This window comes from Aliivibrio friggae, assembly GCF_057368515.1.
On sequence record NZ_CM170648.1, the window covers coordinates 1502259 to 1518299 of the forward strand.

At 38.4% G+C, this 16041-nt stretch carries 15 protein-coding genes and 1 pseudogene; 2 read left to right on the forward strand and 14 right to left on the reverse strand.

From position 1 onward, the window contains the following. Positions 1-17 precede the first annotated feature (17 nt). Complete coding sequence (locus tag AC2INI_RS07010; protein WP_486304430.1) at positions 18-548, reverse strand: GNAT family N-acetyltransferase; 531 nt, start codon at positions 546-548, stop codon at positions 18-20. 359 nt (positions 549-907) lie between these two features. Here AC2INI_RS07010 and AC2INI_RS07015 point away from each other — a divergent pair, with 359 nt between their 5' ends. Together AC2INI_RS07015 and AC2INI_RS07020 are read left to right on the forward strand one after the other, a co-directional pair. Further along, a complete protein-coding gene (locus AC2INI_RS07015) occupies positions 908-1156 on the forward strand; it encodes a type II toxin-antitoxin system Phd/YefM family antitoxin (protein WP_486304431.1) in 249 nt (82 codons plus the stop codon). Further along, a pseudogene (locus AC2INI_RS07020) lies at positions 1146-1429 on the forward strand (type II toxin-antitoxin system RelE family toxin). Before AC2INI_RS07015 ends, AC2INI_RS07020 begins: the two are co-directional and overlap by 11 nt. A 241-nt stretch (positions 1430-1670) precedes the next feature. On the opposite strand, the gene AC2INI_RS07025 reads toward AC2INI_RS07020, so the two are convergent. The 13 genes from AC2INI_RS07025 to AC2INI_RS07085 all read right to left on the reverse strand — a co-directional run bounded on the left by AC2INI_RS07025 (position 1671) and on the right by AC2INI_RS07085 (position 16035). Continuing rightward, on the reverse strand, positions 1671-2363 hold the full coding sequence (locus AC2INI_RS07025; RefSeq protein ID WP_486304432.1) for a hypothetical protein: 693 nt from the start codon (positions 2361-2363) through the stop codon (positions 1671-1673). Positions 2364-2370: 7 nt separating this feature from the next. After that, entirely contained in the window at positions 2371-3090 is a 720-nt protein-coding gene (locus tag AC2INI_RS07030; protein WP_486304433.1) for a hypothetical protein, read from the reverse strand. Between the two features lie 766 nt (positions 3091-3856). Next, positions 3857-5014 (reverse strand): hypothetical protein, encoded by a 1158-nt coding sequence (locus AC2INI_RS07035; protein ID WP_486304434.1) that lies wholly within the window; start codon positions 5012-5014, stop codon positions 3857-3859. A 141-nt stretch (positions 5015-5155) separates the two neighbouring features. Continuing rightward, complete coding sequence (locus AC2INI_RS07040; protein WP_486304435.1) at positions 5156-5938, reverse strand: hypothetical protein; 783 nt, start codon at positions 5936-5938, stop codon at positions 5156-5158. Between the two features lie 234 nt (positions 5939-6172). After that, the gene (locus tag AC2INI_RS07045) at positions 6173-7459 is read right to left on the reverse strand and encodes an RES family NAD+ phosphorylase (protein WP_486304436.1); all 1287 of its coding nucleotides are present in this window, start codon (positions 7457-7459) and stop codon (positions 6173-6175) included. A gap of 136 nt (positions 7460-7595) precedes the next feature. Then, positions 7596-8405: a class I SAM-dependent methyltransferase gene (locus tag AC2INI_RS07050; protein ID WP_486317268.1), complete on the reverse strand. Its 810-nt coding sequence runs from the start codon at positions 8403-8405 to the stop codon at positions 7596-7598. Between the two features lie 142 nt (positions 8406-8547). Beyond that, complete coding sequence (locus AC2INI_RS07055; RefSeq protein WP_486304438.1) at positions 8548-9309, reverse strand: hypothetical protein; 762 nt, start codon at positions 9307-9309, stop codon at positions 8548-8550. 236 nt (positions 9310-9545) lie between these two features. Next, positions 9546-10079 (reverse strand): GNAT family N-acetyltransferase, encoded by a 534-nt coding sequence (locus AC2INI_RS07060; RefSeq protein WP_486304439.1) that lies wholly within the window; start codon positions 10077-10079, stop codon positions 9546-9548. 240 nt (positions 10080-10319) lie between these two features. Beyond that, the gene (locus AC2INI_RS07065; protein WP_486304440.1) at positions 10320-10727 is read right to left on the reverse strand and encodes a VOC family protein; all 408 of its coding nucleotides are present in this window, start codon (positions 10725-10727) and stop codon (positions 10320-10322) included. 388 nt (positions 10728-11115) lie between these two features. Next, entirely contained in the window at positions 11116-11310 is a 195-nt protein-coding gene (locus AC2INI_RS07070) for a zinc ribbon domain-containing protein (RefSeq protein WP_486304441.1), read from the reverse strand. Positions 11311-11521: 211 nt separating this feature from the next. Further along, positions 11522-12541, reverse strand: coding sequence for a formate dehydrogenase subunit gamma (locus AC2INI_RS07075; protein WP_122034644.1), 1020 nt, complete (start codon positions 12539-12541; stop codon positions 11522-11524). Between the two features lie 16 nt (positions 12542-12557). Further along, a complete protein-coding gene (gene fdh3B, locus AC2INI_RS07080) occupies positions 12558-13166 on the reverse strand; it encodes a formate dehydrogenase FDH3 subunit beta (RefSeq protein ID WP_045102000.1) in 609 nt (202 codons plus the stop codon). Between the two features lie 13 nt (positions 13167-13179). Continuing rightward, positions 13180-16035, reverse strand: a complete 2856-nt coding sequence (locus tag AC2INI_RS07085) for a formate dehydrogenase subunit alpha (protein ID WP_122034642.1) — start codon at positions 16033-16035, stop codon at positions 13180-13182. Positions 16036-16041: the final 6 nt, after the last annotated feature.

Below are 16041 nucleotides of genomic sequence, written 5' to 3' on the forward strand. Positions count from 1 at the left end.
TTTTTTATAATTTGTGGTTAAGACAACACACATTCGTAGAAAATGGCGCCATTGCCACCCTCTTGAGTTGCAACAAAACCAACTTTTTCAAGTAACTTTGCCGAAACTACATTTCCAATATCTACACCACCAATAAGTTTTTCTACTAATTGGTTATCACGACAGCTTTTAAGTAAACCAAATAATAACTCACTACCGTAACCTTGATGCCAACTAGATTCAGCTAATAGATAACCTAAATGAGCTGTAGCATTAGCTGATTCATAAAGGAAAACGAAACCAATAATCGGGTCAAAACCTTTACGTTTAACTGAAAACAAATGGCTTTCTGATACCATTTTCAAAAGCCAGATTTCAGCATCTGATTCAGTATTAATATCATGAAAATATGGAGGTAATGATTCAACAACTGAGGGAGAAAGTAAGTTAACAATTTCAGACAATAACTGTGATTTCAGCAATCCTGACGCCAAATAAGAGTCAACATTTTCAACCTCAAGTCTCGTTGTCGTAAATGCTATAGATTTCAACTTTGATCTATTAATCATATTGTTACCTTAAAAAAATCTAGGCTTAAGATGGTTAGGGACGTCTCGCAAGTTATCCTTTGAGTATAACTCATTCAATACGCAGGATTCTTCTTTGTTGCCATTCCAACGAAGTTCATGAGTCCTATCTGTTACTGTTAAATGACTTACAACATCATAATACAAATCTGGGGTACCCCTAGCTTCGAGCTTCACAATTGGAATACCCATTCTATTAGTTAACTGGATGCAACAATATCTTTTTTTAAAGTTAACAGATTCCATATAACCACTCCGAATGTAATAAATCGTGTGATTGCTTTGTTAAACCGCAATGACACGCTATTATGACCGAATAATCAACCTAATTAGAGACCGTTATGACTACTAGAATTTTAGCTGATGTTGCTGCAAGTATTACCGAGTTTAAAGCTAACCCAATGAAAGTAGCTTCAAGTGCTAATGGCGAAGCTGTTGCTATACTAAACAGGAATGAGCCTGCATTTTATTGTGTGCCAGCAGAAGCTTATGAACTATTGATGGATCGAATTGAAGACCTTGAACTATTATCTCTTGCCGCAGAACGAGAGAATGAAGAAACGATTTCGGTAAACATCCATGACTTATAAGTTAGATTTCAAAAAGAGCGCATATAAAGAATAGAATAAACTAGGTGCAACGCTTCGTGAGCAATTTAAGAAAAACTATTAGAACGCTTAGATAATCCTCACGTGCCAGCGTCAAAGCTATCAGGCGCTGATAATTTATACAAAATTAAGCTGCGACAGTCTGGTTACCGATTAGTATATAAAGTTGAGGATGACGTAATTATTGTCACCGTTTTAACTGTTGGTAAAAGAGAACGCAGTGACGTATACAAAAAAGCGATGCACAGGATTTGAAAATGAGGGGAACGAAAAAAACGTACTAAAAAATAGCTGGAATACAGTATTTCTTAATTTCATAGATTTCTCATTAGTTAGTAAAAAATTTGATTGCGCTATTCGGCTCACATAACGCCGCATTAAGGTGTGAGCAACGCAATACTGAAGCCGCCGCACACCACCTTAATCACTAAAATCAAGGCATAGTGAAAATGCCACGCGTTGCGAATTACTCTTAAACAGTTTGTTAGCTTTGTCTTTATGCTTGCGGTGAGGTTATATTTTGAATCATATTTTGAATAAGCTGCTCATCAGTTTCAATAGAGTCACCCCAATCGGTTTTAATTGCGAGCTTTACTAGGGGGATATACTCATGTTCACCAGGCCTAACCATATAGGTAGCTACTTTACCGTTAATTTTATACATATTTATTTCCATGGTGTTGTCATCTCTATTTAGGTTGACCTGAAACCCATTATTGTCTCCATATGTACGCTTATCATAAACAGCAAACTGCCATGCATACATTCTAAATAATCCGTTTGATAACTCTATAAACAAACTTGCCACATCAATAAAGTCTTCTACTTCATCTCTTGATGGAGATACGAAATCATGCTCAAGTGCATTTCTCAATTTGTTTAACCTTTTGAGAATCCTAGGAGCTACCAATCCTATTTCATTAATTTTTTCTAATTTTGCGGGAAACTGTTTGGCCTTCTTAAGTGACAAAACTTCAATAATAGCTTCAACTTGACAATCAATAGCTCTTTTAGCGTTGGTCAAAGCATTGATGTTGCCGCGCAGATCGTTAGTTGAAAGATCTTCCTCTGCAATATTCAAGAAATGCTGTGCATGTATCTCGAATGGAAACTCCAAGTCGGTAAACGACATTCTTTCATAACAATCTAATGGCTGCTTGTAATTTATTAAAAACTCTTTTAAGCGCATAATCTCTCTAAACTACCTCAAGAACTTCGTGGCATAATTCATCAAAGACAGAATCAGGGTCAATGTCCCATAAACTAAGTTTTATAAAGGCTCGAAGTAAAGGAATGTAGTCACTCTTTGAACTGTTAATTCGATAATTCATAACTTCTGAATAATCAACAACACCTATAGCCTGTATGTGAGGCCTCCCTTTTTCATGAAATAGAATTTTGAAACCGTGCTTAGCACTTCCTAACCAACTATATTTATTGATCTTATTCCAATTAGGGGGGCTTTCATGAGAACTCATCTCAAAATCTTGAAAAAAATTATTCATAAACCTTTTTGTGGTTTTGATATAGAGACTGGTTATATCTAGCTGGTTTTCTAGCTTTTCTTTTTTTTCATCTTCGCCATAATTTTCTAAGCTGTTATGTAAACCTTCAATTTTCACTAAAATTCTTGGGGCTAAAATTCCGAGCTGATTTACTAAGGAGATCTGCACTTGAAAAGCTTTTGGTTCTTTTATCCCCAGCTTGTTTAACAAAGAAACTGTTTGAGTTTCTATTGATTTAGTTAATAACCTATGAACTTCGGAAAAATCATCATTTTCTAACAATGCTTTTTCAGCTTTATGCAAAAGAGATTCAGGTTCTGTTAAATAATCATCGACTAAGCTACCCAGTCCGCTTAGACCATAGTCAGTTAGATTTTTCTTGTTTTCTAGCAGAAACTTATTGAGTTTCAAAGTGCTTTCCTTTTCTATAAACCTATAAATGAGCCGAAATTTAAACTAGAAGCTAACGCCGCATTAAGTAGTGAGCAACACTACCACCTTACTAAACCATTACACCGTAAACACTAAACTCAACTTGAATTGAAAACGCCAAGTGTTGCGAATCTGTCTTAAATGCCTTGTTAGTTTACCTACATGATGCAGCCTAAGTTTAGCACCAAGGTGCTGAATTGGTTACAAAACTACTGACTTAGATCACAAATGTAAAACCGAAGACTACAAAACTCAGACCCAACCAACAAAATGTTCTTAGCTAAGAAGCGACATACGCAAAAAACCACAGTTCGAAGTATTTTTACTGGCAAAGGATTCGTTTGACTAACCTGACAACCAAGTGCGACTAAAACCAATATTCATGAATTAGCCACCAAGAAAAAGAAACCACACCAAAGAACTATCACGAAAAAGTTAGAGCCAGTAAGTGACTGCACTACCCCGAACGCTTCCCATATAGTGCCACCGGAAAGTTCCTGTGATTAGCAAACCAACAGGTGAAAAGCACAATAACCTGACAATCTCTTGGAATAAAATCCCTTGCTACTCTTGTAAACTAACGCCGCATTAAGGTGTGAGCAACGCAATACTGATGCCGCCGCATACCACCTTAAACACTAAACGTAACGCATAGTAAAAATGCCACGCGTTGCGAATTACTCTTAAACAGTTTGTTAAATGATTAAACCCACCAAATTTTCTAAACGTTTGTTGCGTATAGAAGTCAAGAAGATCTGCGATGATGATCAATCACCTCTCTCGCCCATTTGTCAAAGCTGCCGCAATATGGAAACACTGTAACGCCTCTTTTCTCGTTAACGTGAGGAAAAATACTCGATATTTTAGACAACTGCTCTTCCTCCGAAGATATGTCTACATAGAATATTACTTTATTATCACCATCTACTCGATCTTCAGCAAACTGCTTAACTAAAAATCGAATCAGTGCATCTTCTTCTGGTAAGCTATATCCAACTATAACTAAGATTCTAGACTCTTGAAGTAGGCGAATGGATTTTGGGAACAGAGCTTTAAAATATTCTTGTTTATAATCCTGCTCGTTTGATGGCAACATTATTTGAGGTGGATTGCTCCTTGATTGCTCAAAATCACGGCACCTGTAATCCAATTCGAATTGATTATTATTTTGGAAAATTTCAAAGCCACCATTAACTTTGAACAAGCTATTAACTAACCAATTATCATGGACTACTGTTGGGTTTTCATTACCTGATATTCGATGTGGCGTAATACCTCTATACGTGTAAAGCAAAAATGAGTCATCAGGTGCTAGGATTGAATCTAAAATAGCCTCGGGAATAAAATCGTAATTTGTGGTTAATATATGACTTCGTATCCCTTCAGTCACTCCTTGTGAACCATCACCTTCACGCATTAACATATCAAACAACCCCATTATTGAATCTTGAGCCTCATTTAGCTCATGTTCAAATTCAATTTTATGTGTATCTTCATTGTAATAGTAAAGTGGCGCCATACTCTTAAACTTCTCTAATACAAGAGCACGCAATTCAGATTCAACTAGTTGTATATTCCCATCGTCAATATATCTAGGTCTTATTTCTGGATATTTTTTATACATACCAAGTTGGTAAACAATCTCTTTAAACTTAACCGGCGTAATATCCTCAAAAAAGTCATATCCATGTGTTGTTAGGTATGGTTCTAAATATCTACATTTAGAACTCCAGTAATCATACTCAAGATTAAAAAGTTGATTACCAACAGGAAATCTCTCATCCCATGATTTTGAAAAACCTGCACCTAGAAAAAACGTTATATTATTAAGACCTGCTTTGCTTTTCCCCTTATAGCTAAACTCACCAATAATCTTTGAAAATATTTCAGATGATAGCTCCACAATAACTCCTATTCATTTAACGCCGCATTAAGGTGTAAGCAACGCTACCACTAAACTAAACCATAGCGCCATAAACACTAAACTTGCTTGAAGTGAGAGCGCCAAGCGTTGTGAATCACTCTTAAATTTCTTGTTATATTTTTATTCGTCTCGTTCCAACCTCACTCCTATTACAATTGAAAGTAGCGTAAGTAACGACATTACAATCAACTTAAGGGATTCTAGAGAGTCTACTTTGCTATTGTAACGTTCTAGGACTTGTTCATATATATTCAAAAAGTAATGTGATTGCTCAGCGAGCTTTCTTACAAATTCAAATAGATCGCTATTATTTTTGAGAAATAATAACTCACTCGAATACAGCTCTTTGAGCACTGTTATCTGCTTAACAGTAATATCAACCTTTTCATCATCAGTCATTTGTTCATAATCAAACGAAAACAATTCAATTAGTTTGGGATAATACTCTTCCAGAGCTTTTTCTCGTTGAGTATGCTCATTAAGCAAAGCTTCTAACTTCTTCCACTCATCACCAAAGCTCTCGACATCATCGGTGGTATGAAAACCGTACTTTGACATTTCTTCAATATCAGTAATGATATTCAGGGGAATTTGATATTGATATTGGAGTACACGAAGTATGTCTTTCATCTCCCTATGGTACGAGTGAAGATTAACGAAAAACTCTTTATTCACTTTTACTTGTTGATCTCCAAGTATCAACTGACTTGCAGAACCAGATTCACGCACTCTTCTGAACTTGTCGTGTAAGTTACCAGCCCAATAATTAAGCTGAAAACTATAAGCATAAGCTTTGGATTCCTTGGTATTACCAGCTCCATCAAACATAAACTCTTGGCAAATGTAAAGTGCTGCAGCTAGGGCTCCGCCAAGGTACACTAAACTCAACTTTTTTTGGCTCATATACATGTCTCATTTGATAGCAAATAAAAATCACTTTAGATACATGTGTGTATATACACCACTGGTTTTATTGACATATTTAAATTTTGTGACGTACTCCAAGAAAATATAACGCCCAATTAAGGTGTGAAGCACTCTACCCCTACACCCAATTTGAACACCGTAAACACTGAACTAGATTCAAACCAAAAATGCCAAACGTGCTGAATCACTCTTAAATTGTTTGTTAGAATATTAACTCACAGACACTTCAATGTTTATATCTTCAGTTGTTGTAATAACTGCTTTGACCTTTGACAATACTAAACTGCCATCAACAAATTTCAACATGGCTTGAGGGTACGTTGTAGATATTGATGGTGCGTCGCCTTTTGTTACTGAATAGTAGTAACTTTGAAATTCATAAAAATCCATGTGATGCTCACTGATTGATATAACATCCTGAGAGCATTTTTCAGATGGAATAGTTTTTGAACATTCAGGGAAAAACACTACATTAGTACCATTTGAGTCAGTCTGTACTGAGTTAAAAATTAATCCAGAAAACTTGTCACCAAACTTTATTGATAAATATTCAAAAATAACTTGTGTAGATAAGTAACTCGACGAATTATTTTTAGACGCAGGCTTAGACATAAGAAACATTAAGTCTTTTAAGAACTCACTCTTATGCGAGAAATCAGAAAAACTCTCGTGAAATGGGTCAACAGTGAGCCGACTTAACTCATGAATTTTTGTTAGATCTAAGAACTTCATTTCTTGCGTTGGTTGAAAGACTCCTGATATAACGATATCACCTGTGATCGCACGAACTTCGCTAAAGCAAGTTTCACGCTCAAGTGCACAATAAAGTGAAGAAATTCCCGTTGGTGTCATCCTTTGATCACTAGCCAACCATTCAGGTACTGCACCTAACTGGGATGCAGGATTGGCAACTATTTGCTTTCTAGTGAATTCATCGTTCGCAATTCTTGCGCGAAAAAGCTGTGTAGATGTATCTAATGAAGTAATTAAATTATCTCTAACTTTTCCATTATCTAATACTGTCTCAAATAGGTCATCCAAGAACACTTTCGCATTTTTGTTGAAAAATCGATGCTTATGAGCGGTAGATTCAACAAAGTCACTCCACTTAGATTTATAAGAGTTATTACTATGCTCACCATAATCTAAAATGAATAAGTCTTCCTTACTTTCAGAGGTACTATAAACATAATCGGCTAATTCATCCTCAAAACCTTCATCACCAACATCTAAATCTTGAATGATATACGCAATCTCAGTAAATGGATGTTCATCACTACCACACTCGAAGAACATTCCTCTTTCGTAATCTGTCGCATCATCAATTGAGTATAATGATGCAACCAATCTATCACCGGCAAATTTAATAAGCTTATCAGCACTAACTATTTTACCCCCTTGTTCTCCGCAATAATTGCAGGTTCCGTTTAAATCAGAATTATCTAAGTACAATTTAAGAATTGTATTATTTACGCATTTAGCACATATATATTTCATATTTTCACTTAATATTCTAACGCCGCATTAAGTGGTGAACAACGCGACCACCTAAGCCTAAACCTTGCCACATTCAGCACTAAAGCCGACCCAAACTGAAATTGCCAAGCGTTGATAATCCGTCTTAAATGCTTTGTTATACAAATGGTTGCTTCAAATGCACTACGTACGCATACCTTTGACCATCATTTTTCTTGATGCTTTGGCAAAACTTCAGTTCTAAGCTTTCGTTTAAACCTTTTTCAATTATATCAAGTGCATTTACCGGACTAACTAAAAGTGAATGGTACTCTTCCCCTACCTTTACTGTGTACTCAGGGTACTTTGCGGTGTATTCAGGTTCGATATCGGCGATAATGAGGGAGCCATTAGGCTTGAGCAAATTTGCAGCTTTCTTTATATCGAATTGATATGGAAGAGATGTCAAAACAAAAGAAACGACGATAGCATCAAATTTGTCATCGCATTTATTTAAAAAATCATTTAAATCAGACATTTTTGCAGTGAATTGGAAGTCTGCCATTTCTACATTTTTCTCAAATGCAGTTTTCATTTCTGCTGATGCGTCAACATAATTCCATGTAACGTTACTACGATTAAAAAAGTGTGCCGCAACATTAATTCCAGTGCCACCACCTAGATCTAGCACTGACGCAGAGTCCAGATCATCAATGGCTTTTTTCAAATGCTTTACTGTGTTGATATGAGATTCTTTTAAAAACTGAGTGTTGCGCTCGTCATAGTCTTTAGCAATTTTCCCATAAAAACGAGGAGCATCTTCACGACCATAAGCCGTGTTTTTTCTCTTTTCGCTATGCATTATAGTGAAAAATGCGATAGCACTACCTATGGTGACGATTAAAGGCTCATAAGTAAATTCAGAAGCCGCCCATCCAATCGAAATGAGGAATGCTAAGGCTGATAATATTTGGATTAAAACTTTCAAAGTACTCTCACTAGATAAATTTGTATAACGCCCAATTAAGGTGTGAGCCACGCTACCACGTCACTCAACTTGGACACCGTAAACACTAAACTCAACCCAAACCAAAAATGCCAAGCGTGGGGAATCACTCTTAAATTGTTTGTTAGCACTTTAGTGTGCCGCGTACGAATTTGATGAACTCCTGATGAAGTTCATAGCATTGACGAGAAAGTTCATTAAGCTCATCAATTGGTTTTTCGACGTGTTCTGGCAAGGTAAACGCCCCTCGAAAGCCATCAGGTACACAACTTAAAATTGGACCGCCATTTATATAATGTGCTTTAAGTGCTAACTTATGGTTAAAAACAACACAATTTGTATGTAGCTCTTTTCTTTTCATCTCTATGTCTTCGTCTAAAAACTCCATCTCAGCAGTATTCCAAGTACCAACAAATTCATCGAGTTTATCCACAGAGTTGTGATGGAAACCATTGTAAAAATCATGATCTCTCAACAACTCAAGACTTACGCCATTTGAGGGAAAGTCCTTTAGAAAAGATGCGAATAATACTTTATCTGTTTCAACTTGAGCTTGTTTAGTGATCTGAGCTGGCTTTACAATTGAAATATAGTTGAGATATTTATTTGATAAATTATAGGCTAGAGCAAGAAATATAAGCCCAAAACCAATAATGGAGTCAGTATAACTCGACTCTAACTCAGCTAAAGTTACTAATTCACCAGAATTCAAATTAAGAGTATTTATTAACCAGTTTATTAGCACTTCTTTAAGAACTGTTGGCGTAAGTAAAATCGTTCCGCCAAGCGAAGTAACGAACCAAGTTAATTTATTTGTGAAGTCAGGAAAAAACCACTTTTTCCCATATTTTATCAAAAACGTTTTTACTTCTTCTTGTGTAAACACTCTATCTCCTTCGGACTTGGGGTGCTAACGCTCTTTCTACGACAAAATGCCTTATAGTTCCCTACCACATTTGTCTCTAGTTATTCTATTAAGGCTTACTAGCCTTTTCATTAAACTTAAATAAATCAAAATGATAAGCCACTCGACATTCATCGCTGAATTCATGCTATGCGACAACGTGTCGCTTTATGCGGTAAACCCAAACTTTAATCATATTTTGGATTATGTTATTGGCACTAAACCTGCTTCGATAAACCATACACAGCATGGTTGATAATACGACCATTCAGGTTTTCGCGATTAGAAATGATGCCTTCTAATGTCATACCCAAACGCTCACAAACTTTACGGCTTGGTAGGTTATTCTCGCCTGCTGCTATTTGAATTTTCTCAAGCTGTAAATCTGTGAAAGCAATCTCGATTAACTTAGAGACAGCGCGAGTAATAATGCCCTTACCTTGATAAGACTCACTGAGCCAATAACCAATCTCAGCCATTTTTAAATTATGATTAATCGTATTGAAGCTGACATTACCGACTAATTCACCTTGGTAAATCATGGCACAAACCATTCCTTTGCCTTCGGCATAATCAAGTAACGATTTACGTACAAAGCGTAGAAAGAAATCTTCTGATTTTGCGTGTGGTGGCCAAGCTAGCCATTGAGACAAATAGGCCTCTTCCTTTGATACGATGTCAAAGTACTTTTTCGCAAAAGATGGCTCAATAAGTGCCAATTTCAATTCACTATCAATTTCCACTGTAAACATAATTCACCTTTTGCCAATATAACCCTTATACATACACCCCTAATTCTCAACGAACTTATTGATTTCTAATCTTGTCGTTAAAAATTAATGACGATGTATGTTTTTCATTCGTATATCATACCCTTTCATAACTGGATTTCATTCTATTTCTTTTCATTTTGCTTTCGAACTCATACTTTTTGATGATTCAACCTATTGATAGTATTGGTAATAGCCTGAAGGATATTGATTGGGTTTTTGCTAAGTTAAGGTATCTCCCTTATTAGGTGCGCTCTTCAGTTTCCAAGGTGGGTTCAAACGATTTTCACCAGCCCAATATAATTTTATTCTGTTTCCTGAAGGATCACTTAATGCCGCTTCTTTCCATAGGTAAGATTGCATTGTCAGTTCTTGAGAAAAGACTATATCTTTACTTTTTAGCGACTCTACCAATTGTTCGAGTTCTTCATGCTCAAAGTAAATAATAGCTCGACAATCAAGCCTCCTTTTATCAGTATCTAGGTAAATAGAGAATGTTGCATCACCATCAGGAAACGAAAAACGGGCGTAGTGTTCATTACCAACAATTTGAGTTAACCCAAGAGCTTTATAAAAATCGACAGCCAAATTTATGTCATGAACCGCCAACGTAACTTGATTAAAATTCATTTACTTCCCTTATATAAATATTGATTACGTTCTTCCATGTGATTTTTCAAATACCATATTTCGTTTAAATCAAAAAAAACCAACCAGAAACACCGCTGCAATTAGCCCAGAAAAAAAGCTTGGGTAATGAAATGTACGTTTTCTTGAGTTGATATATTCTCTGGTTATCTCTTTCTGATAACTCTTAATTGCTAATTCTTTTATGTAGTTATTTTGCATAGCCTATCCCCTTCTTTTTATTTGGGGTAAGCATAAAACCTCAAGCTAAGTTTAGATCAAGAGAATTTTTACTGGATTATTAAAATGGCAACGCATATCTATTTTAGTAGAGACTACGACTACTCTTTATTCAGAAAAAATACCAGACATCACATCTAAGTATGACCGATTAGGCATCATTTTCATCATAGGTCATCACCATTAATTCATCATTGATGTTGGTGGTAACCTGAACTCTAATCGGCTGGCAACAAACGCTGCAATCTTCAATATATTCTTGGTCAAGATCTTCAGAGTTAACGACAATTACAATCACTTCATTGCAATAAGGGCAACATACTTTTTCTTCATGTAATAGTTCCATTTCGCCTCCCTTCTACACAAATCAACAGCGTTCTTAGTATTATTTATTCAAGATTAATTTTTGAGAACATTATAAATATAGCAAAGATAAATAGGACCGACATCGTGACTAAGTGTGAGAAGGCTGTTTTTTAAACGTCAAAAAGCCGAGCAAGTTACCCTGCTCGGCTTTTAGTTTTACAAATTTTCGCTATACGAATCTTAACTCGTTATTAGCTGTTTTTATCTTTTGGCTGATTCTCTGGTAAGTCTTTTACTTCTTCATACCATAAATCGTGGTGTTCTTTAGCCCATGTTTCGTCAACATCGCCTGTCACCATGCCTTCTAGTCCAGCTTCCATACCGAATAAACCGATGTAGATGTGGAAGATGAAACCACAAATCAAGATCAACGCTGCAAGCATATGGATTAAGCTCGATAATTCCATATCACGGCGTAATTGGCCGAAGATAGGGAAATCTAGTACAAACCCACTGATCGCTGCGATTGCACCAAACCAGATTAGAAGCCAGAAAATCGCTTTTTCACCACCGTTTGAGAAACCTGCTGATGGGTGCGAGCCTTTATGCTTACCAACCATACCGCCCATTTTCATGAACCATTGAATGTCAGTTTTGTTTACAATGGATTTTCTCCACCATTTCACTAAAACAGTCATTAATAGAATGCCAAAGATTGGGCCCATGTAGTTGTGATACTGCTTCGCGGCATAAATAATCATGCCCCAAATATCGGTTGGTAATACTGGTTTTAAAAAGTGCTTACCATAAATCAAACATAAACCACTGAACGCCAGTGTTAAAAACGTGAACGCCATGCTCCAATGCAATGCACGGTCCATTTTGCTCCAACGCTGAATTCGACGTCCTGTTTTTGGTTTGCTTAATTTTAGGGGACCAATGGTAAAATACGCCAGTGTCACCATTGCTAAACTACCAAAGATCGCTAATGCACCTAATGGTGACATCCACTTCTCTTTTAACACATACCACGTTTCGCCAGCCGTACTGATAAGCACACCATGCTCTGGTGATTGTGAGGTCGTATAGCCTTCTTCGCCCGCTCTTACTTGACGCCAAAAATCAGCACCACCAAGTTGGGTCATCTCTTTCTCTGCACTTTTCGCGGCTACACTGTCATTTGCCATGCTAGGCATAGCAAATGTCAGTGTTAATGCTGCCAATACTGGCAGCAATAACGAAAGAGAAAGACGTTTTAGTTGTTTCAACATCGCTCTCTCCACCGGATTAGCTCTTAGTCGCATCGAACGATAAGTCTTCACCGTTTGTCCAACCTGCGTCTTTTGCGCCACGCTCTACAACACGTTGACGGAAGATGTCAGATACTTTCTCTGCATCACCAGCAAGCAGTGCTTTGGTTGAACATAATGAAGCACACATTGGCAATTTGCCTTCTGCGATACGGTTTGCGCCGTATTTTTCACGCTCTTCTTTTGAACCTGCTTCTGTTTCTGGTCCACCGGCACAGAATGTACATTTGTCCATTTTGCCACGCTCAGCAAACGCACCCTGTTTAGGGAACTGCGGCGCACCAAATGGGCAAGCAAATAGGCAGTAACCACAACCGATACAAAGATCTTTGTTATGCAATACAATGCCGTCTTCTGTGTGTTCAAAACAATCCGCAGGACAAACCGCCATACAAGGCGCATCTGTACAGTGCATACATGCAACAGAGATTGATGTTTCACCCGGCTCACCGTCGTTTAGTGTTACTACGCGACGACGTTGGATGCCCCACTCAAGTGCATCATCATTTTCATTTTTACATGCTGTGACACAGCCGTTACATTCAATACAACGCTTGGTGTCACATAAGAATTTCATTCTAGCCATTTTATATCACCCCTTACGCTTTCGTGATTTTACATAGTGTCACTTTGGTTTCCTGCATTTGTGTTACAGGATCATAACCATAAGTGGTTGCTGTGTTTGCTGCTTCGCCAATAACGTATGGAACTGTCCCTTCTGGGTACTTAGTCGTTAAGTCTTCACCTTGGAATTTACCGCCAAAGTGGAATGGTACGAACGCTAAGCCAGGTTTAACACGACGTGTCACCATTGCTTTAACGTGAATTCGACCTTTCTCTGCACCTTCAACCCAAACCATGTCACCGTCTTTAAAGCCGATGTCGTTTGCGTCTTTCGGGTTAACTTCGACAAACATTTCTTGTTGAAGCTCTGCAAGCCATGGGTTTGAACGTGTTTCTTCACCACCACCTTCGTACTCAACCAGACGACCTGAAGTCAGAATAATTGGGTATTCTTTTGACTTATCTTGGTCTTGAATTGTTTTGTACAATGTTGGAATACGGAAGTTAGCCGCGCGGTCATCCCATGTTGGGTAATCAGCAACTAAATCACGACGTGGTGTGTATAACGGCTCACGGTGTTGTGGAACACGGTCAGGGAACGTCCATACAATCGCACGTGCTTTTGCATTACCAAAAGGCATACAACCGTGTTTAATAGCAACACGTTGAATACCGCCAGATAGATCGGTTTTCCAGTTTTTACCTTCTGCTGCTGCTTTTTCAGCTGGAGTCAGATCGTCCCACCAACCAAGTTGCTTAAGCAGTTTGTCAGTGAATTCTGGGTGACCATCTTCAATCTCACAACCTACTGGGTAGCTGTCTTCTGCTAGTAAGCTTTCGCCTTCAAATTCCACACCAAAACGAGTACGGAAGTTACCGCCGCCTTGCGCTACAGGTTTAGACGTATCATAAAGAATGTGCGTACCTGGGTGCTTCATTTCTGGCGTGCCCCAACAAGGCCAAGGAAGACCGTAGGTTTCACCATTAACTGGGCCGCCTTCTGCTTCTAGCGTTGTTTTGTGGAACGTGTGCCAGTTTTGTGTGTGCGCTTTAATACGCTCTGGGCTTTGACCTGTGTAGCCAATTGTCCACATACCTTTGTTGAATTCACGAGTAATGTCTTCAATTACAGGTTGATTGTTCTCATCAATTTTGATGTTTTTGAACAGTTGATCTGAGTAACCTAACTTTTTAGTCAGTAGGTACATGATCTCGTGATCAGGTTTTGATTCAAACAACGGCTGAATTACTTGCTCACGCCATTGGAATGAACGGTTTGATGCCGTTACTGAACCGTGCGTTTCAAACTGCGTTGTTGCAGGAAGAAGGTATACGCCGTCAGTACGATCATTCATTACAGCAGCAACGGTTGGGTATGGATCAACGATGACCATCATATCCAGTTGTTTCATTGCTTTTCTGATCTCAGTACCACGTGTTTGTGAGTTTACTGCGTGACCCCAGTAAAACATTGCACGGATATTGTCGTTTTGTTCGATGTTTGCTTTGTCTTCTAAAACACCATCAACCCAACGAGATACAGGAATACCAAAGTTGTTCATCGGCGTTTTGCCGTTGTATTTGCCTTGATCGAAGCGGCCTTTCACCCACTCAAAATCAAGATCCCATACTTTAGTCCAGTGTTTCCATGCGCCTTCACCAACACCGTAGTAGCCAGGAAGCGTATCTGAAAGAACACCTAAATCCGTTGCGCCTTGTACGTTATCGTGACCACGGAAGATGTTTGCGCCGCCACCTGATTTACCCATGTTACCAAGTGCAAGTTCTAGCACACAGTAAGCACGCGTGTTGTTGTTACCTGTTGTATGTTGAGTACCACCCATACACCAAACAACACAACCTGGACGGTTTTCTGAAAGCAATTTTGCAGTTTCGTACACTTCAGCTTCTGTAATGCCTGTTACGCGCTCAACTTCTGCTGGATTCCATTTTGCTACTTCTGTGCGGATCTCATCCATACCAAACACACGTTGGTTAATGAATTCTTGATCTTCCCATTTGTTTGCAAAAACGTGGTACAAAACGCCCCAAATGAAGGCAACGTCTGAACCCGGACGCAATGAAACATAGTGATCCGCTTTTGCTGCTGTACGTGTACGACGTGGGTCGGCAACAACGATCTTACAACCATTCTTCTCTTTTGCGATCAGAATATGTTGCATTGCTACTGGGTGAGCTTCTGCAGGGTTTGAACCAATGAATAGCATAGATTTACAGTTATGCATGTCATTGAATGAGTTCGTCATTGCACCATAGCCCCAAGTGTTTGCAACACCGGCTACTGTGGTTGAGTGACAAATACGCGCTTGGTGATCGACGTTGTTTGTACCCCATAGTGATGCCATTTTACGGTACAAATACGCTTGTTCGTTGTTGTGCTTCGCAGAACCTAACCAGTACACTGAATCTGGACCTGATTCTTTGCGGATCTCAAGTGCTTTGTTGCCGATCTCTTCGATCGCTTGATCCCAAGACAGTTTTACCCATTTGCCATTTTCTAGCTTCATTGGGTATTTTAGACGACGTTCGCCATGACCATGCTCACGCAGTGCTGCGCCTTTTGCACAGTGACCGCCTGCGTTAAATGGGTGATCAAATGCTGGCTCTTGACCAGTCCATACGCCATTTTGTACTTCAGCGTAGATACCACAACCGACAGAACAGTGTGAACAAATTGTACGTTTCACTTCTGTTGGCGCATCAACTGGCACTTCTTTCGCTTGTGCTTTTTTCATCATGCTTGGAACAAACATGCTTGCACTTGCTACTGCACCCGCAGCAATCGTTGAAGTACGCATGAACATACGACGTGTAATGCCCAGCTGGTTCTCTTGCTTTTGTACCGAATCGGAACGTTTAGTCAATTTCATTATTAA